At 35.6% G+C, this 19,424-nt stretch carries 20 protein-coding genes; 13 read left to right on the plus strand and 7 right to left on the minus strand.

Annotation, left to right across the window (positions count from 1 at the left end; all coding sequences use genetic code 11):
- Positions 1–38 precede the first annotated feature (38 nt).
- The 6 genes from FBR08_RS11450 to rfbB all read left to right on the plus strand — a co-directional run bounded on the left by FBR08_RS11450 (position 39) and on the right by rfbB (position 5,936).
- Positions 39–866, plus strand: coding sequence for an SAM hydrolase/SAM-dependent halogenase family protein (locus FBR08_RS11450; protein ID WP_158962834.1), 828 nt, complete (start codon positions 39–41; stop codon positions 864–866).
- Between the two features lie 16 nt (positions 867–882).
- Entirely contained in the window at positions 883–1,179 is a 297-nt protein-coding gene (locus tag FBR08_RS11455) for a putative quinol monooxygenase (protein WP_158962835.1), read from the plus strand.
- A gap of 13 nt (positions 1,180–1,192) precedes the next feature.
- Positions 1,193–1,912, plus strand: coding sequence for a gliding motility-associated ABC transporter permease subunit GldF (gene gldF, locus FBR08_RS11460; RefSeq protein ID WP_158962836.1), 720 nt, complete (start codon positions 1,193–1,195; stop codon positions 1,910–1,912).
- Complete coding sequence (gene gldG / locus FBR08_RS11465) at positions 1,912–3,600, plus strand: gliding motility-associated ABC transporter substrate-binding protein GldG (RefSeq protein ID WP_158962837.1); 1,689 nt, start codon at positions 1,912–1,914, stop codon at positions 3,598–3,600. Before gldF ends, gldG begins: the two co-directional genes overlap by 1 nt.
- Before the next feature lie 81 nt (positions 3,601–3,681).
- Entirely contained in the window at positions 3,682–4,800 is a 1,119-nt protein-coding gene (gene dnaN / locus FBR08_RS11470) for a DNA polymerase III subunit beta (RefSeq protein WP_158962838.1), read from the plus strand.
- Positions 4,801–4,913: 113 nt separating this feature from the next.
- The gene (gene rfbB / locus FBR08_RS11475; RefSeq protein ID WP_158962839.1) at positions 4,914–5,936 is read left to right on the plus strand and encodes a dTDP-glucose 4,6-dehydratase; all 1,023 of its coding nucleotides are present in this window, start codon (positions 4,914–4,916) and stop codon (positions 5,934–5,936) included.
- 5 nt (positions 5,937–5,941) lie between these two features.
- Here the strand turns inward: rfbB and rfbA are convergent, their stop codons facing one another.
- On the minus strand, positions 5,942–6,826 hold the full coding sequence (rfbA, locus tag FBR08_RS11480; RefSeq protein ID WP_158962840.1) for a glucose-1-phosphate thymidylyltransferase RfbA: 885 nt from the start codon (positions 6,824–6,826) through the stop codon (positions 5,942–5,944).
- Positions 6,827–7,131: 305 nt separating this feature from the next.
- On the opposite strand from rfbA, the gene FBR08_RS11485 reads away from it, so the two are divergent.
- Together FBR08_RS11485 and FBR08_RS11490 are read left to right on the plus strand one after the other, a co-directional pair.
- Positions 7,132–8,610 (plus strand): hypothetical protein, encoded by a 1,479-nt coding sequence (locus FBR08_RS11485; RefSeq protein ID WP_158962841.1) that lies wholly within the window; start codon positions 7,132–7,134, stop codon positions 8,608–8,610.
- A gap of 53 nt (positions 8,611–8,663) precedes the next feature.
- The gene (locus FBR08_RS11490; RefSeq protein ID WP_233266103.1) at positions 8,664–9,596 is read left to right on the plus strand and encodes a DUF4421 family protein; all 933 of its coding nucleotides are present in this window, start codon (positions 8,664–8,666) and stop codon (positions 9,594–9,596) included.
- Here the strand turns inward: FBR08_RS11490 and FBR08_RS11495 are convergent.
- From FBR08_RS11495 to FBR08_RS11510, 4 genes are all read right to left on the minus strand, one after another.
- A complete protein-coding gene (locus tag FBR08_RS11495; protein WP_158962842.1) occupies positions 9,593–10,549 on the minus strand; it encodes a metallophosphoesterase in 957 nt (318 codons plus the stop codon). The two genes, FBR08_RS11490 and FBR08_RS11495, sit on opposite strands and share 4 nt — an antisense overlap.
- Before the next feature lie 165 nt (positions 10,550–10,714).
- The gene (locus FBR08_RS11500) at positions 10,715–11,548 is read right to left on the minus strand and encodes an OmpA/MotB family protein (protein ID WP_199268595.1); all 834 of its coding nucleotides are present in this window, start codon (positions 11,546–11,548) and stop codon (positions 10,715–10,717) included.
- 76 nt (positions 11,549–11,624) lie between these two features.
- Positions 11,625–12,632, minus strand: a complete 1,008-nt coding sequence (locus tag FBR08_RS11505) for a glycosyltransferase family 2 protein (RefSeq protein ID WP_158962843.1) — start codon at positions 12,630–12,632, stop codon at positions 11,625–11,627.
- A gap of 9 nt (positions 12,633–12,641) precedes the next feature.
- Entirely contained in the window at positions 12,642–13,100 is a 459-nt protein-coding gene (locus tag FBR08_RS11510; RefSeq protein ID WP_158962844.1) for a type I restriction enzyme HsdR N-terminal domain-containing protein, read from the minus strand.
- A gap of 52 nt (positions 13,101–13,152) precedes the next feature.
- On the opposite strand from FBR08_RS11510, the gene holA reads away from it, so the two are divergent.
- A complete protein-coding gene (gene holA / locus FBR08_RS11515; RefSeq protein ID WP_158962845.1) occupies positions 13,153–14,157 on the plus strand; it encodes a DNA polymerase III subunit delta in 1,005 nt (334 codons plus the stop codon).
- A gap of 10 nt (positions 14,158–14,167) precedes the next feature.
- Entirely contained in the window at positions 14,168–14,356 is a 189-nt protein-coding gene (locus tag FBR08_RS11520) for a CAL67264 family membrane protein (RefSeq protein ID WP_002986661.1), read from the plus strand.
- A gap of 138 nt (positions 14,357–14,494) precedes the next feature.
- Here the strand turns inward: FBR08_RS11520 and FBR08_RS11525 are convergent, their stop codons facing one another.
- Positions 14,495–14,683, minus strand: coding sequence for a hypothetical protein (locus FBR08_RS11525; RefSeq protein ID WP_158962846.1), 189 nt, complete (start codon positions 14,681–14,683; stop codon positions 14,495–14,497).
- Between the two features lie 201 nt (positions 14,684–14,884).
- On the opposite strand from FBR08_RS11525, the gene FBR08_RS11530 reads away from it, so the two are divergent.
- A complete protein-coding gene (locus FBR08_RS11530) occupies positions 14,885–15,376 on the plus strand; it encodes a hypothetical protein (RefSeq protein WP_158962847.1) in 492 nt (163 codons plus the stop codon).
- An 84-nt stretch (positions 15,377–15,460) separates the two neighbouring features.
- Here the strand turns inward: FBR08_RS11530 and FBR08_RS11535 are convergent, their stop codons facing one another.
- Positions 15,461–16,660, minus strand: a complete 1,200-nt coding sequence (locus FBR08_RS11535; protein WP_158962848.1) for a hypothetical protein — start codon at positions 16,658–16,660, stop codon at positions 15,461–15,463.
- Positions 16,661–17,103: 443 nt separating this feature from the next.
- Here FBR08_RS11535 and ettA point away from each other — a divergent pair, with 443 nt between their 5' ends.
- Together ettA and FBR08_RS11545 are read left to right on the plus strand one after the other, a co-directional pair.
- Positions 17,104–18,792 (plus strand): energy-dependent translational throttle protein EttA, encoded by a 1,689-nt coding sequence (ettA, locus tag FBR08_RS11540; RefSeq protein WP_158962849.1) that lies wholly within the window; start codon positions 17,104–17,106, stop codon positions 18,790–18,792.
- Between the two features lie 160 nt (positions 18,793–18,952).
- Positions 18,953–19,378: a hypothetical protein gene (locus tag FBR08_RS11545; RefSeq protein WP_158962850.1), complete on the plus strand. Its 426-nt coding sequence runs from the start codon at positions 18,953–18,955 to the stop codon at positions 19,376–19,378.
- Positions 19,379–19,424 lie beyond the last annotated feature (46 nt).

The raw sequence follows: 19,424 nt of genomic DNA on the forward strand, positions 1-19,424 counted from the left end.
AAATTGATTTTTCTTATAAAAATAGAGACTAAAAAATAATGCAGCGAATAATTACATTAACAACTGATTTTGGATATACAGATTATTATGTGGGGGTTTTAAAGGGAAAGATATATTCTAATATTCAAAATTGTAATGTAGTTGATATTTCCCATGGAGTGAGAAATTATAGAGTAGCCGATGCTGGTTTTGTGCTTTCCATGGCCTATAGTCACTTTCCTAAAGGAAGCATTCATATTTTATCTGTTGCTTCTGCTATCTTGCCTTTTTCGGCTGCTATTTGTGTGAAATATCAAGATCATTACTTTATTGGAACGGATAATGGAGCAATCGCAGTTGCATTGGGAACACACGAATTTGAAGAAGCCGTCGCCATTAACCACATAGAGGGGATGAGTACAAATGATGTCTTTGTCTACTGTGCTTATCAATTGTGTGAAGGAAAAGAACTTCAAGCAATCGGACAACCTATCGATGCGTTATATAAAATGAATTTATTGCTCGACAATCTCACGGTTAAACCTAATCTTATTATCGGAACTTATGTGTATGAGGATAAATTCGGAAATCTAGTGACAAATATTTCGAGAGAACTGTTTGAACAAGTAGGAAGAGGGAGAAACTTTGGTATTCGAATAAAAAATCGTACAATTACAAAAATAAATGAATACTACGCCGATTTTAACGTCAATGATCCAAGTGAACTAATTAATAAAGCAGGAGAATTACTTGCTTTATTTAATGAAGTTGGACAATTGGTTGTGGCGATTATGTATTCAACAACCAATGAACCTGGTGGTTCTATTCGAACGCTATTAGGTGTTCATCTAGAAGATCAGTTGTTTATAGAATTTAGTGAAGAGTAATCTAAAGTAAAAAAAAATGTTTGTACGTATCGTAAAACTTACCTTACAAGAGGAAAAAGTCGATGATTTTTTAAATCATTTCGAAAAATATAAGGATCAAATTCGAAACTTTCCCGGTTGTCAATTCTTAGAGGTTTACAGAGATAAACAACAACCGAATGTGTTTTTTACCTATAGCTATTGGTCTGAAGAGTCCGATCTAGAAACCTATAAAAAATCAACGCTGTTTGGAGAAGTTTGGCCTTACTTTAAAAAACTATTCAAAGAAAAGGCTGAGGCGTGGAGCGTGGATAAATATGCTACTTTAAAATAATCGCATTTATTATATGAAAGCACTGTGTTTGCGTGAGATTAAATCCTTTTTTGGATCGCCAATCGGCTATTTAGTTATCATTGTTTTTTTGATTATTAATGGAGTTTTTCTTTGGGTTTTGGATGGAAATTATAACATTCCTCAAAGTGGATTTGCCGATTTATCACCTTTTTTCTTTTTGTCACCTTGGGTATTCTTATTCTTAATTCCCGCAGTAACAATGAGAAGTTTTTCCGAAGAAATAAAGCAAGGAACCATCGAGTTGCTTTTGACCAAACCGCTATCTCCTTGGCAAATTGTTTTGGGTAAATTTTTTGGGGTATTGGTATTGGTACTTTTAGCTATTTTACCCACTTTGGTCTATGTATGGGTACTACAAGAGTACCTCTTAGCAGGGCAAACCTTTGATTTGGGAAGCGTGATTGGTTCGTATTTAGGATTGCTTTTCTTAGGAGCCGCTTATGTAGCTATGGGGCTTTTTGCCTCTGCTTTAACTAGCAACCAAGTGGTGTCTTTTATACTAGCTGTTTTGTTTTGTGTGGTTGCCTCTTATGGATTAACCTTATTAGACCGCGTACAAGCGCTACAGGGTATCGGTAAATTGGGAATTAATGCTCATTTTAGCAGTATATCAAGAGGAGTGATTGACACTAGAGATTTACTTTATTTTATCTCTTTTTCTGCTTTATTTTTAAGTTTGACCGTATTCCGAATTAATCAATTGCGCAAATAATGAAAAGAGAAACAAAGAAAAATATTGTTCAGCTCGGAAGTTTTATTGCTGGAATTGTGCTGCTAAATAGTATTGGGGCTTTTGTGTATCACCGTTTTGATTTGACACAAGACAAGCGGTATACCTTATCTTCTATTACCAATGAAATTGTAGCTAACGTAAATGAACCTATTTTAATCGAGGTGCTACTCGAAGGTCAGTTTTCTCAAGAATTTGTCAAATTACAAAGTGAAACTCGTCAATTGTTGGAAGAGTTTAGTGCTGAGAATTCAAATATCCTATTTCGCTTTGTCAATCCTTTAGAGGAAGGTGGCGGAACAGAAGAACAAATTATAAACAACCTTTATGGATTAGGGGCCAAACCTGTTACCTTGACTGTTAACGACAAAGGGATTCAATCACAGTCCTTAGTGTTTCCTTGGGCTTTTGTCAGTAGAGGGGAGCAAATGGTCAAAGTGCAATTATTGAAAAATAGAATTGGCGCTAATACTGAAGAAAAAGTATTGACGTCTATTCAACATTTAGAATATGCTTTTACAGAAGCAATTGCTAAAATAAATACGCCAAAATCAAAAAAAATAGCCATTCTAAAGGGCAATGGACAGTTAGAGGATCAATATATCGCCGATTTTTTAATGTCCGCAAAGGATAATTATCACCTTGCGCCATTTACGTTGGACTCTGTTGCAAAAGCACCAGAGCAAACACTTGCTCAACTCAGGGAATTTGATTTAGCTATTATAGCGAAACCGACAAAGGCTTTTGATGAAAAGCAAATAGAAGTTTTGGATCAATTCATTATGAATGGTGGAAAAACGCTGTGGTTGTTGGATCAAGTACAGGCTGATTTTGATAGTTTACGCGCCAAAGGCAATATGTTAGCCTATCCTAAAGATCAATCATTAGGAGAAATGTTGTTCAAGTATGGCGTGCGTATTAATCCACTTTTGGTGAAAGATGAGGTAGCAACACCAATCAAATTAGCACTGGGGCGTCAAGGAAGTGAAACCCAATACGGCGAATTTATTTGGAAGTTTGCACCTTTTGTGTATCCTGAATCAAATCACCCTATTGTGAAAAATATCGAAGGAGTTCGCATGGATTTTGTTTCGCCTATCGATACCTTGAAAAATAACATTCGAAAAACGGTCTTGTTGCAATCTTCTCAATATTCCTTAACTGTTGGTACTCCAGCAGAAATTACTTTGGATATTCTCAATGAAGAAACTGCTCCTGAACATTATGAGGGAAAGGGGAATTACGTGTTGGGGGTGTTGTTAGAAGGACAATTTAAGTCCGTTTTTGAAAATAGAATTCTGCCATTTGCTTTACAAAATGCGAAAAAACAAAGTGAGGAGACCAAAATGATTGTGATAAGTGATGGTGATATGATCAAAAATCAACTGGATCAGAACTACCAACCGATGGAGTTAGGGTATGATAAATGGACCAATAAATTGTACGGAAATAAAGAGTTTTTATTTAATGCAGTAAATTATTTATTGGATGATTCTGGACTGATTAACCTTCGTACTAAGGAAGTTAAAATTCCGGTATTAGATAAAATGAAGGTTTTTGAACAGCACTCAACCATTCAAATTATCGTGTTGGTTGTTCCTATTGTCGTCCTATTAGTGATCGGTTTTTTATTTTCTTTCTTCAAAAGAAGGGCTTTTGTTAAAAAGTAGTGTAAATTCTGCTTTTATTATTGAAGTTAAACGAATATATTTGTAGGTGTAAAGCCTTTTACATATAAAAATATTTTTAATATGAAATTTATAGTATCGAGTTCCTATTTGTTGAAGCAATTACAGGTGTTAGGAAGTGTTATTAGTAGTAGTAATACCTTACATATATTAGACAATTTCTTGTTTGAATTGGATCATAATATCTTGAGAGTTTCAGCTTCTGACTTAGAAACAACAATGTCTGCTAGCCTAGAGATAGAATCAACTAGTCAAGGAAGTATCGCTGTTCCTGCTAAGTTATTGTTGGAAACATTGAAAACATTTCCTGAGCAACCATTGACTTTCTCAGTAAAGGAAAACAATACGATTGAAATTAGTTCAGATGTTGGAAAGTACGTTTTAGCGTATTCTGCAGGGGATGAGTTTCCAAAAGCAGAGAGCTTAGAAGATCCATCAAGAACGGAAGTGTCTGCAGGAGTATTAGCAACAGCAATTAGCAAAACAATTTTTGCTGCAGGAAACGATGACTTAAGACCTGTAATGTCTGGCGTATTTTTTCAATTTGCTCCAACAGGATTAATTTTCGTTGCAACTGATGCACATAAGTTAGTTAAATACTCTCGTACAGATATTACTTCTCCTAGTGAGGCAAGTTTTATCATGCCGAAGAAACCACTTAATATTTTGAAAAATATTTTAATGGCTTCAGGAGCAGATGTAGTAATTGAATTCAACGATTCTAATGCGAAGTTTACCTTTGATAATTACGCGTTAACTTGTCGTTTAATCGATGGAAAGTATCCTAATTACGAAGCAGTAATTCCTAAGGAAAATCCAAATAAATTATTGTTGAACAGAGTTCAATTCTTGAATTCAGTTCGCCGTGTGGCTATTTATGCAAATAAAACAACACACCAAATTAGATTGCGTATTGCTGGTACAGAGTTGAATATCTCAGCAGAAGATATTGATTACTCAAACAAAGCAGATGAGCGTTTGACTTGTGATTATCAAGGAGACGATATGCAAATCGGATTTAACTCAAGATTCTTATTGGAGATGTTGAATAACCTTCAATCGGATGAGATTCAATTAGAAATGTCATTGCCAAACAGAGCCGGTATCTTAACACCAGTAGATGGTTTAGAAGATGGAGAAGCAGTTACGATGCTTGTAATGCCTGTTATGCTAAATAACTAATACGAAAAGGTCTATGTAAATAGACCTTTTTTGTTTAAATTAAGCTACGCATACCTAGGTATGCGTAGCTTTTTTATAGCTATATTTGTTTGTTGTTGATAATATCTGAGCAAATGAAATCTTTACAATGCATTTTAATTACAGGTGGAGCTGGCTTTATAGGAAGCCACGTGGTACGCAAATTTGTAATGGCTTATCCTGAGGCGGTCATTGTCAATCTAGATGCATTGACCTATGCGGGAAATTTAGCGAACATTGAAGATATAGCTCATTTTTCCAACTACAAGTTTGTACAAGGGGATATCCGAGAGGAGTCTTTTGTACATCAATTATTTGATTCTTATCGATTTACCCATGTTGTGCATTTAGCAGCCGAATCTCATGTGGATCGTTCCATCGCTGATCCATTGGCTTTTGTTACAACCAATGTATTGGGAACTGTTGTGCTGTTGAATGCTTTTCGAAAGTTGTGGGAACACAACTGGGAAGGAAAGGTGTTTTACCACATCAGTACAGATGAAGTATATGGAACCCTGGGCAGTGAAGGTTTGTTTACAGAGCGCACAGCCTATTCACCTAATTCGCCTTATTCTGCTTCTAAAGCAAGCTCAGACCACTTTGTTCGCGCCTATGGAGAAACGTATCAAATGCCTTATTTGATTAGTAATTGCTCTAATAATTATGGGCCTAATCAATACCCAGAAAAACTGATTCCTTTGACAATTCAACACATTATACAACAGAAGCCCATTCCTGTATATGGTACGGGAGAAAATATTCGCGATTGGCTGTATGTAGAAGATCACGCGGAAGCTATTCGCTTCATTCTAGAGCATGGAAAGTGTGGAGAAACCTATAACGTTGGGGGATTTAATGAAGTGAAAAATATTGAGCTTGTTCACCTTTTATGCGATATCCTAGATGAGCGATTGGAGCAAGAGAAAGGGAGGAGTAAACAGCTGATTCGCTTCGTAGAAGATCGAAAAGGACATGACTTTAGATATGCGATAGATGCAACAAAACTACAAGCCCTAGGGTGGATGCCAGCTGAAAATATTCAAGAAGGCATGCAAAAAACAGTGGATTGGTATTTAGCCAATCAAGCTTGGATTGCTGCCCTAGAGCAGCGAAAATAAAGGATTTACTTTTGCTGAATGAAGCGAATATTCTCTCGAATATAATCGTAGTATTCTCCTTTAAAAGGGGCAATGTGTTGCATTAACGCATCAATGGAAACCCACTTTTTGTATAGGGCAATTTCTTCTAAACAAGCAATCTTAAGTCCGGTTCTCTTTTCTACTGTTTTTACAAATTCAGTAGCTTCTACTAAAGATTCATGCGTACCCGTATCTAACCAGGCAAACCCTCGTCCTAAAGGTTGAACTAATAAATTGTCCTCTTGAAGGTAAAGGTTATTCAAGCTTGTTATTTCTAGTTCTCCTCGTTCAGATGGTTGAAGGGTTTTGGCATACTGCACTGCGCTGTTTGGGTAGAAGTATAACCCTACTACAGCAAAGGTAGATTTGGGGTTTGTTGGTTTTTCTTCAATTGAAATGGCGTTGTGATTTGCGTCAAATTCTACCACTCCATAGCGTTGAGGGTCTTTAACGGTGTACCCAAATACAACAGCCTTTTTCTCTTCTTGTACAGAAGTAATCGCGTGCTGTAATTTGTTTTTCAAATCATTGCCATAGAAAATGTTGTCTCCTAAAATTAAGCAAACCGAATCACTTCCAATAAAATCATCTGCAATAAGCAAGGCTTGTGCGATTCCTTCAGGTTGGGGTTGAACAGCATAGGAAAGCTGAATGCCCAATTGTTCACCAGTGCCTAATAAGGCTTCAAATAAAGGTAAATCCCTAGGCGTTGAGATGATTAAAATATCGCGTATTCCCGCTAACATTAAGGTCGATAAAGGGTAATAAATCATTGGCTTATCGTAAACCGGTAAAAGTTGTTTCGATATAGTTAAGGTAAGTGGGTGTAATCGTGTTCCTGAACCACCGGCCAATATAATTCCCTTCATAGTATTTCGTTTTTTTAAATCACGGTAAATGAATCCCATTGAGGGTTGAAAGATAAGTAAAGATTTTTGTTTAGGATGGGTTTGAAACAAAAACTTTGCCCCAATTTAACTGTGATTTTCTTCTCTCTTGCATTCAGTGTTGGAGGCCACTCTCTTCTGTACTGCACTTTTTTAGTGCTAAACTTTGTTTTGATTAAAGGTATAATTATGTAGTTATTATAATTAAATTTGTTTAAATCCCTGTGGGGTAACGACCGTGATAGCCTGCGGTAAAAAAAGGGAAGCTAAATTTAAACACTGTTGAAATGCTAGATATTAAAGTTCGATCGCATGATGCCTTTACTTTAGAAATGAAAGTGGGCTTTATTAAAGGCGAAAATCAACATAAAAGTGATTTTACTATCAATACTTGGATCTTTGTTCCCAATACCCTTGATTTAAATAAAACAACGTATTCTAAAGATCAATTTTATTCTGATGTAAAATCTAAAGTTCGCTTTATTACTCCTATTTACAAATTGGGGGCAATTGTTGATGAAGGAGCAATTCCATTTAATAATTTAAGTGCTGCTACTCAAGACTTACTTCGAGAGGAAAGTGAATTGCATGTTTATGAAATTGAGTTTCAGCTAAAGATGTTTATGGCTATTTTTAGAAGTGCTTTGAGAAATTCAGTCGCAGAGTTTAAGCAAGTAACAGAAAGTCAACCTCTTGATTTAGTACAGTCTTATGTGGATTCCTGTATAGCTATTCGCGATAAATACAGAGCATTAAAAGAAGAACTCCATCAAAACGAACAAGTGACAGGCAAGGAATATTTGAATTACTTCAGTTTTGCAGATGAATATTTGTCTTATACTTTGTTGCGGTATAGTTTTTTGTTGTTAGATCAATTGATATTGATTTCAGATGAACGATTTCAGTTATTACAAAATCAAGTGAAGCAATTGATTTTGTCTGAACAAGCGTATATGAAAAGCGAGGGATATAGCTTTATTAAGGCGAATGAGAAAGCTGTAAATCAAGCCGTTATTTATCGTTATGCCATGTTGAATAAATATGTGGAATCGGATTTACTCTTAGAATCGAATAAGAAAAAAGATAGTGATGGTGTTTTTGTTCAACAAGTGTACTATAGTTTAGCTGCAGGAATTTCGATGATATTCGCTACGATAGTTGCTTTTTCTTTTCAACAAAAATACGGCAATTTTACCATGCCATTATTTGTCGCTTTGGTTGTGGGGTATATGCTGAAAGATCGAATAAAGGATTTGATGCGCTTTTATTTTGCCGGGAAATTGGGAGGGAAATATTTTGACAACAAGACTTCTATTAGTATTAAGGGAAAGCCAATAGGTTGGATTAAAGAAGCGGTTGACTTTATTACAGATGATAAAGTTCCTTCGGAAATTCTCAATATTAGAAATCGATCGGTCTTATTAGAGGTTGAAAACCGCATTCACAACGAGAAGATTTTATTGTATCGCAAAAAAGTATCTCTTGATCGAGGCGAAGTGATGAAGAATAGCACCTATTTTTTTAAAGGTGTTCACGATATATTTCGATTTAATTTAACGCGCATGATGCAGCGCATGGATAATCCTAAAGTTGCTGTATTGAGCTTGGATGAACAAAATGAACAAGTGATTCAATTTTATGCAGATAAGGTGTATTACATTAACTTTATCTCGCAAATTGAATACGAAGATTATACGGAATATAAGCGCTATCGCATTATTTGTCAGCGCGATGGTATTCAGAAAATAGAGGAATTATTCACCTAGTAAACAACCCAATATTTGTGAAGAAGTGCATGTGTTTTTTAAGCATTAGCTTATTGTGGTGTACTTGGAGCATGGCTCAAGTCGATTCGTTGTATATCGGAAAATACAAACATACCTATGGGGTAACTGGGAGTTTGATGCAAGAATTTTTATCTCTAAACTACCAAGAGGAGAAGAAGGAGTTTAATTTTGAACCTAATCGGCCATTAAACATAGGATTGGCTTTCTCGTGGAAAAATTCATCCCTGAGTTATAACCAGGGTTTTTCAGGTATGCGAGATAAACAAAAGGGGAAAAGTACCACTGTTGATTTACAGTATCATTTAGTTGGAAAGAAGTTTATGGTCGATTTTTACTTTCAACAGTATAAGGGATTTTATCGCTTTGATGAAGACCGTAAAGCATACTTTAGTTTCGATGATTTGAGAATTAATAGGTATGGTGGGAAATTTACGTATGTATTCAATTCTGATAAGTTTTCTATCGGAGCAGCGAACAATAAAAACAACATTCAAAAAAAATCAGCTGGAGCCTTGTTACTTGGTGGATCTAGTTTTTTAACTGTGATTAAAAACACACCCGAATTACTCGAAGGTATACAGGGAAATGATAGACGCGGTTTTAGTTTTGGCCCTACAATTGGCTATGCCTACAATTGGGTACTCTGGCGCAAGCTTTTAGTCTCTCCATCTTTTAGTGTGGGAATAAACGCTATTTTCGACGAAAACTTACAGACTAAAAACACGGTTTTTTACGTTAATGGAGAAATAGCGAGTACGCTTAATTTAGCCTACCAAGGAGAAGAATGGGGCGTAGGTATACGATCTTCATTAAGTGCAATGTACTTCGATAAAGTAGAAGGATATACCACCGAATTATCGAGTAAAAGTTTTTCTTTGTTTGTAACGAAGCGATTTTCAATGAAAAAGGATCCAAAAATCTTTCAATATGATTTGATTGATTTGTTGAATCCTTCTGTGTATTAGTTGTATTCTTTAATAAAATTGATGGCTGAGGAATTTAGATGCTGCTCACCACTATAGCGGTAGCATACTAAGTGCCCATTTTTAGCAACACTGTAATCTAAGCAGCAGGTATTGGGGGTTAGTATAAGTGGTGCTTGATTGATGTTTGTTTTCATCCAATAGTGACCAAAGAATACGGGTTTTGCTTCTTTAGCATAGAAGTTGATCGCTTGAATATCTATGGCTTCATCGGTATGGTGTTTGATTACAGCGGCACTAATAGTATTTACTGTATGTGGTTTTTGCGGTTCTTCCCACCATTTCACTCGAAAAGAATGGCGAATGATGCCGTCCTTATCGATAAACGATTGATTGTTTGGTAGGTCGATTTCTTTTCCTTTTAGTGCTATTTCAACTGCGTCATATAAAGGAGTTCCTTCGGTATTTGCTTCTTCTAAGAGATCTGTTGTCAAACAATGATCCAGTAAACGAGTTTTTAAATACGCAATACTTGCTTCGTCCCAACAAGCGTGAATGGCGCGAAAGGAATCATTTTCATAGTAAAGAGGTAGTGTTTTAAACCACTCAATGTACATTTTATACAAATTGGGCTTCTGCATGAAGGCTGCCATGGTAATGGCATGTTGGTTGAAGTTCTTTTTGCTGTGTTCTCGCAAATAGGTTCCCTCAGCTGTCATCGTATTATAGCAGATGGCATTGTATTCGTGATTCCCCATCAAAGCGATTGCTTCTCCGTTGTCCACCATATTTTTGACAATCTCTAAGACTTCAACAACATTTACACCTCGATCAATGTAATCGCCAAGAAACAACACTTTTCTTTCGGGATGTTGGTAGTAATGACCTTTTAATTTATAGCCTAAAGCGCCCAATAATTTTTTTAAATCATTGCTATGGCCATGTATATCACCAATGATATCAAAATTGTTAAAGTTTTTTGGAATTTGGTTCATAGTTGCAGTAAGTATGAGAAATAAGATTAATACTTGGTTTAAAATGAGGAATAAAATACTGTTTTTTACGGAAATAAACAAATATATAGCTGATATTTTTGAAAATGTAGGAAATAAAAAAAGCCACTTGTGTAAACAAGTGGCTTTTAAAAATATCAAGAATGATTATTTTTTCATTTCTTTCATTTCCTTTTCGATCATGTCATAGAATTGATCGATTTTTGGCATCAAGATGATTCTAGTTCTTCTGTTTCTAGCTTTGTTATCAGCAGAATCATTATCAACTAGAGGCACATATTCTCCACGTCCTGAAGCTACTAGTTGTTTAGGGTCTAAACCTAAATCTTTTTGTAACACTCTAACGATAGAAGTCGCTCTTTTAACACTCAAATCCCAGTTGTCTTCAAACATTGTGTTTTTGATAGGCACGTTATCTGTATGTCCTTCAACCATTAATTCAAAATCAGGTTTGCTTTTTGCGATTTTAGCTACTTTCGCTAATACAGCTTTCGCTTTATCGTTTACTTGGTAACTAGCAGATTTGAATAATAACTTATCGGCAATTGAAATATATACAACTCCTTTTTCTACGTTAACTTCGATATCTGGATCGTCAAACCCAACTTCTTTTTTCACGCTCTTAACTAAAGCTAAAGTCACAGAGTCTTTCTTTGTAAGGGCGTCTTGTAATCTTGTAATTTTTAAATCTTTTTCTTTTAAACTTTCTAAAGATTTCTCTAAGTTATCAGCTCCTTTAGAAGATAACATGGTTAAGTTACCTACGTTGCTGATCAAATCAGATGTGTTTTTCTTTAAGTCGTGCACTTGGTCTGATAAAACTTTCTTCTCAGCAAGTGCAGAGTTCAATTGAATTGTACAAGTGTTTAATAAATCTTGTACTTCTTTGTTCTTTGCTTCTAAATCAGCAATTTTTTGTTTTGTACCACACGACGTAAGTGTAAGAGCCAAAACTGATAAACCTAAAACTACTTTTTTCATAAATAAAAAAATGATTGAATTTTGAGTCAAATATACCAAAAGCATTGAGATTCTAGCATATCCGAGTAAAAAATATTTATTGTTTCTTTTGAATTGTGATAAAATTCTTTTTTCTACACACAAAGTACGAAAAAATTACAGATTTTTCTGTGAAATAATTGTTAATATTCGTAAATTCTATTTTATCTTTGAGTTTAGGGATGCGTTTATAGAAGGCAAAATGAGAGCGAATAATCGCCCAACAGTGTTGGGGTTTGAATAGAAGCATAAAGCGAATCCCCGCAATTCCATCTAAACAAAGCCGAGTGAAAAGGGTGCTGAATTTATGTTGAGCAGGTAAATTCTTGTACAACATCATCAAGGAATTGCGAAAGTTTAAATAGGTTTTTCTTGGATTGTCGTAATTTAATGTCGCACCACCTACGTGATAAACCGTCGAGAAACCACAATATTGAATGCGATAGCCCTTGTTTTTGGCACGCCAACATAGATCAATTTCTTCTTGGTGGGCAAAGAAATCTTCGTCAAATCCTTTTAAGGCCTGAAAAACCTCATTTCTGATGAATAAACAAGCGCCACTAGCCCAAAAAATATCTACAATATCATTATACTGCCCTTCATCTTTTTCAATACTGTTAAAAATACGCCCTCTACAATAAGGAAAACCATATTTGTCAATATACCCACCTGCTGCACCTGCATATTCAAAATACGCTTTGTTTTTGTAATCGAGTATTTTGGGTTGCACAAGAGCTAAGGTTGGATCTGCTTGAAATAAATCGGCAATTGGAGTTAACCAGTTTTCCGTTACTTCAATATCTGAATTTATTAAAATGAGAATGGGTTCTGTTAGATGAGCTAATCCTTCGTTATATCCTTTAGCATACCCGTAGTTTCCTTTATTTTGAATGATTTTTACTTCGGGAAATTTATCCTGTATAAACGCTTGACTCCCATCTGTGGAAGCATTGTCTATCACGTACAAATTTGCTTGCGGTGAAAACTGCTCCATAGCAGGTAAAAATGTTTCTAAAAGTTTTTTCCCGTTCCAATTTAGGACCACTAAGGCAAATTGTTTTCCCATAATTTTCGTTTATTCAATGGTGAATGAAGTGTAGTTTGGCAGTGATTGTAAAAAGAAATAACTTTCTTTCTCATAGTCCATCTGACAGAAGTAGTGCTGTAATCCGTTGGTTACATACAAGTGCGTTGCACGCAACTGAAAATTGTACCGTGCAATTTGATCAAAGGTCTCTTGTGTAATAGCAACAGTAGGGGCTTTGCATTCCACGAGAATAGCAATGCTTCCGTTGGGAGTGAAAACCACTACATCATAGCGTTTGTTCATGCCGTTAATCTTGACAATCTTTTCAACACTGATAAGCGAGCTAGGATAGCCTTTGTGCTCTATCAAATCGCGAACGACGTGTTGTCTTACCCACTCTTCAGGAGTTAGTAGAATAAATTTTTTACGGATCACATCAAAAATAGCTATCTTATTTTCACTATTTTTGAATCGGAAATTAAAAGATGGAAAGTTTAATCTTTGCATCTTACAAAGATATTTGTTTAAGCGGATAGTACAATTTTAAGTAAATTATATTTTGGAACAACTCAAAGAAATCGTAAGGAATATTAAAAATAAGACTATTGCACCTGTTTATTTTTTGATGGGAGATGAGCCTTATTACATTGATAACGTTGCGGATTATATCGAAAATAATGTATTGACGGAAGAAGAAAAGGGATTTAATCAGATGATACTTTACGGACGAGATGTTACTATTCAAGATATCGTGTCGAATGCGAAGCGCTTCCCTTTAATGGCAGATAAACAAGTGATTATTGTTAAGGAAGCTCAGGATTTGGCCAAGACGATTGAGCAATTGGACGATTATGTCAATCAACCGCAACCTTCTACTGTATTGGTATTTTGTTATAAATACAAAACGATTGACAAGCGTAAAAAGTTATACAAGAGCTTGCAAAAACACGCCGTTCTCTTTGAGAGTAATCGCTTGAAAGACTATAAACTCGAAGGGTGGTTGCAACAAACGGTAGTAAAACGCGGGTATAGTATTGATCCGAAATCGGCAGCTATGTTGATTGAATTTCTGGGAAATGACTTGTCTAAAATTGTCAAGGAATTGGATAAATTGACTCTTGTTCTGCCTAAGGGACAACCCATTACGGCAGAAGTTATCGAAAAGAATATCGGAATCAGTAAGGATTATAATAATTTTGAATTGATGAAAGCGATTGTCGATCGCAATCAATTACAGGCGTATAAAATTGCAAATCACTTTGCACAAAATCCTAAGAATAACCCTTTTGTCGTGACTATTGGAATTGTTTATGCCTATTTTTCTAAGCTTTTATTGTATCATGGGCTTTCGGATAAATCACCACAAAATGCGATGAAGAATTTGAAAGTCGTTCAGTATGCAATCAAAGACTATGAGTTGGGGTTTAGAACCTATCCAATGAAACGCGTCAGTCAAATTATTGCGCATTTAAAGGAAGTAGATTTGAAAGGGAAGGGAGTAGGGGCTGCTCAACTACCACAAGGTGATTTGTTAAAAGAAATGTTGATGAAAATCTTTAATTAAAAGAAACAAAATGGCAAATAATTTAAATAAGAATAAAATATTAGGGTATGCTACCTTGATTATGATTTTAATGGGAATTGTGTTAATTGCCTTAGGAACATTAAAATACTATGAAATAGCGGGTTGGGGGTTTGCAGCAGTTGGCGTTGGCTTCTTGGCCATTGCTTGGGTGTTTAATGCCTTAAAAGGGCGTGTGTAGGGCTATCTCTACTTTCAATTAACGGAGTTCACAGCTAGAAAACTAGTGGAATCTAGGAGAGGAGTAAAAATAAAAAAATCTTGTAATTGATTGTCGTTTTGGTTCAAAACGAAGAATCAGTTACAAGATCCTATTTGCTTAAATTCCCAAGTGCTCTTCGTACTCATCGTAATACTCTATTTCTTCTTTCTCTAACTCTACGTACAGTCCTGCTGGTATTTCAGCTTCGCTCAGCGGGTAATTTAAGTTTTCGCCTACAGCTGGGTTTGTTTCTACATCCTGCTCTTGTAGGTCTTTAAAACGGATCGTTCTAAAAAATTTTTCCATACAATTTAACGTGATTTTAATTACTTTAAATATAGTGAAAAATATTTGATTATTTTGGGTGTTTTTGAATTATTAGTTGTTATTTTAAAAAACTTTAACATATTAAGGCACTTGATATCTTAAGATTTGTTTGGTTTAACTTTTTTTAAGAAATTTAGAGGCTTTAAGAAGTTAATGCTAGTAGTAAAGAAGTGAAGTAGTATGTTTGATATAAAATATAGACAATACGCAATCTGGGTGATGATCGCGCTATTGGTTTTTAGCGTTTTGATCGTTGTGGATTTGGTGTTTTTGCCCCATGAAAAAACGGAAGAAACTATCGAGTCTTATGGATTTTTGACCCAAGGTAATACAAAAGAAGTGGTAGGGTATCGATATCTTACAGATAAAGGAACAAAATTTTCGATCAATAAGGATTACATTCGTGGAGATCAGGTTACAATACAGCGTACGTTATTGTTTAAAGAAATTGTTGACATTAAAACCCCTTCGAGAGATTATACAAAATTACTAGCTTCTGGTTTTAATGGTTTTACACTTGTTCTACTTGTTATCCTCGCTGTCTCTTGTGGAATTAGCGTTTTTAATTTATGGGGTGTTGACCCGATTCCTGTTAATCGCTATCATAATTTTGTCATGTTTACGGCTTTTGTTTTTTTTTGTACCGCATCCATGTGGTTTCTCTTTAATTAAAGCCTTATCGGTTGGTACTGTTTTTAAAAAAAACAAGAAGCTAAATGAAGTAGCTTCTTGTTCGAAATATAGATTAGCTTCGATTTACATTTTCTTTAAAATCAATGCCGTTGATTTTTGTGGAAATAGTACATATTCGAATAAAGTTGCTTGCATTTCATTAGAATGGACAAACTCTTCAACGGTTAGATAATAAGTATAAGCGCCATTTCGATTTTCTAATATCACTGTATTAGCAGAATATTTAGCATATTTACTCATATATTGAACTGTTTCAATATTGGGAATACCCTGCGTATTTTCTGCTTGTATCACAGAACAAGATCCATTTTCGTTAAATGTGACGGTAAAGACTTTTTGCCCATTGAGCTCTGCTTTCCATGTACCAATAAGCTGTTGGATATCTAGTGCTACATCTTCTTTTTGACGAATTAAACGACCCGCTTGTCCCTGTTCATGAATGCCAGATACGGTTAATTGTACATCCAATTCATTAGTAGAAATATACTTTTTAACCTCAATAATAGAATAATCAGTCATTTTCATGCCAGAAGAAATCACATCTAAGTGAACTTTATCTCCAAGTATTCTGTATTCTCCTTGCATTAATGTACCGAAGTATACAAAGTTGAACGTATCATCAGCATAAAAATTATAGATAATATCGTGTGAAGCAGCATTTTCTAATTTCCATTTTCCATGGATTAGTTGCGCTAGGTTGTGTTGCTCTTGCTCTATTTGAATGGCAATTTCATTGGATTTACTATTCGTTCGCTCTGCGTAAACTTTGAGAAGAGGGATGTCTGTTGCTTTAACGGTATAGGTATTGCCTGTAATAGGTTTAGCATTAACGTAAAAAATAACTCCTGTTGTCAGGTCTGTTTGCTCGCTATTAAGAGCAGAGAACGTAAGTATATCATTAACCTTTGCCACCTCTTTGTTGGCTTTTATGGTTAATGTTTCTTTTGCAACGGTGATGCTAATAGGAGCACTGTTTTGATAGTTGCGTTTCGTCGCTACCACTTGGTATATTGCAGCTGCAGGTGCTCTATACGTATAGCCCACAATAGCTTTGTTGTCAACTAGAATAGTCGCATCTGTGATTACTTTCCCCTTGTTGTCAGAAACAACAAAAGAAACGTCTTCTCCAAGTAAAATGCGTTCAGTACTCGCTTTAAGTGTTAAGGTTAGTTCTTCTGTTGTTGAATCATCACTACTACAACCGAAAACAAAAGCGCTAAGCAGTAAAATAACTGCTGAATTGATAATTTTTTTGATAAACATAATTGATTATTTAATGATATCGCAAATGTATTCTATATTATTTTTATTTAGATTAAATATTGATAAAAATATTAAGATTTTATATTGTTGTTACTCAGTTCTTTGTGTTTGTTTTCTTGTTTTTTTTGAAAAGGGAGTAAATAAATAAGGCAGAAATGCAACTAAATAAGTTCGCTAGATGCAGGGGCGAGAAGAAAAGTAAAGGGCAAAAAGAAGTAGGAGAGGTGAACATTGATGTTGGATGTAGGGGGGCGCGCGCGAAAAAAGTAAGACAATTGGAGCACTTTGTTTTTTTTAGGAGTGTTGATGTTTTTTCACTATAAGGAAAAATATTTCTTATCTCCGTATTATTGTGTATTTTTGGGGTATTCGATGGATTTATTGTTGCTCGGGGTGAGTAGCAATATCGTCATCATATCATTATTCAATCAATTTTTTACTTTATGTCAGACGATAAAAAGGTAATTTTTTCCATGTCGAAGGTGAGCAAAACGTACTCATCTACAAACAAAACAGTTTTAAAAGACATTTATTTGAGCTTCTTTTACGGGGCTAAAATTGGTATTTTGGGTCTTAACGGTTCAGGTAAATCTTCGTTATTGAAGATCATCGCTGGTGTTGATAAGAATTACCAAGGGGATGTAGTATTTGCACCCGGTTATACTGTGGGGTATTTAGAGCAAGAACCAGAATTAGATGAAGAGAAAACGGTAATCGAGATTGTTAGAGAAGGTGCTGCGGAGATTGTGGCTATTCTCGATGAATTTAATCAGATTAACGATATGTTTGGTTTACCAGAGGTTTATGAAGATGCAGATAAAATGCAGAAGCTAATGGATAGACAGGCAGAACTACAAGATAAGATTGACGCTGTTGGGGGATGGGAGTTGGATACGAAATTAGAAATTGCGATGGATGCTTTGCGTACTCCAGATCCAAACACACCAATTAAAGTGTTGTCAGGAGGAGAGCGTCGTCGTGTAGCTTTATGTCGTTTGTTGTTGCAAAATCCAGATGTATTACTTTTGGATGAGCCAACCAACCACTTGGATGCAGAGTCCGTACATTGGTTAGAGCAACACTTACAACAATATGCAGGAACGGTGATTGCCGTAACGCACGACCGTTATTTCTTGGATAATGTAGCGGGATGGATTCTTGAACTAGATAGAGGAGAAGGTATTCCTTGGAAAGGTAATTACTCTTCTTGGTTAGACCAAAAATCAAAACGCTTAGAGCAAGAAGAAAAAACAGCATCAAAACGCCGTAAAACATTAGAACGCGAATTGGACTGGGTACGTCAGGGAGCAAAAGGACGTCAAACCAAACAAAAAGCGAGGTTACAGAACTACGATAAATTATTAAATGAGGATCAAAAACAGTTGGAAGAGAATTTAGAAATCTATATTCCAAATGGACCTCGTTTAGGTACGAATGTAATCGAAGCAAAAGGTGTAGCGAAGGCTTTTGGAGATAAGTTGTTGTATGACAACCTAAACTTTACATTACCGCAAGCCGGAATTGTTGGAATTATTGGACCAAACGGGGCTGGTAAATCAACAATCTTCCGTATGGTGATGGGCGAGCAAACACCAGATGCGGGTACTTTTGCTATTGGAGATACTGTGAAAATCGCTTATGTCGATCAGTCGCATTCTAATATTGATCCTGAAAAATCAATTTGGGAAAATTTCTGTGATGGTCAAGAATTGATTATGATGGGTGGTCGTCAAGTAAATTCAAGAGCGTATTTAAGTCGCTTTAACTTCGGTGGATCAGATCAAAATAAAAAGGTCGCTACTTTATCAGGAGGAGAACGCAACCGCTTACACTTAGCGATGACTTTAAAGGAAGAAGGAAACGTATTGTTACTGGATGAGCCTACGAACGACTTAGACGTTAATACACTGCGTGCATTAGAGGAAGGGTTGGAGAATTTCGCAGGATGTGCGGTAGTAATTTCCCACGACCGCTGGTTCTTAGACCGTATTTGTACGCATATTTTGGCGTTTGAAGGAGACTCTCAAGTGTACTTTTTTGAAGGATCTTTCTCTGAATATGAAGAAAACCGCAAGAAGCGTTTAGGAGATGTTGCTCCAACGCGTTTGAAATACAAGAAATTAGTTCGATAATACATAACTGATTGGAAAGAGAAAAAGGGAGAGAAGAGAGGTGAAAAACGTTCTTCTTTCCCTTTTTTCTTTTCCATAATAAAATAATAACCATTTCATAAGGTTAAAAATAAGGAATTAACATTTTTACTGTTTAGCTTTAAGTAAAAGATGTTAGTCTATGGAAATCCTTTATGTTGTTATCGTATTACATGCAGAAAATAAGCAAGCTTTTACGGATGAGTTAAATGTTTTATTTCCCTTCGCAACGATGGAGGTTGTCGCCTATGAAGGGAATTCGCTGTTGTTGTTATCTGTCAATGTAGACGAAATATGCTGGACCGGTTTTAATGTTTCTGTGTTTTTTTTGGAGGATAAAATAGCGTCGTTTAGCCGTAAACACCCGTATTTAAAAATTGGAGTAGTCAATAAGATAGGGCAGACCCATCTGTGTTTTTACGATGGTTACATTATGAAAAACAAGCAAATTGTCTTTGAATATGCGGAATTGTACAAGGGGTATGTTCCGTTGTTGAAGCAATTATTAGAACAAAATGACGATAGGCCGCTGCCTATTTTTGACGCTATTTTTACCAAGGAATACTAAGTGTAATTCACCGGTAGGTACAGCGGAGAGAATCTCTTGTAAAAAG

It is taken from the genome of Myroides fluvii (genome assembly GCF_009792295.1).
Classification (GTDB): Bacteria; Bacteroidota; Bacteroidia; order Flavobacteriales; family Flavobacteriaceae; genus Flavobacterium; species Flavobacterium fluvii_A.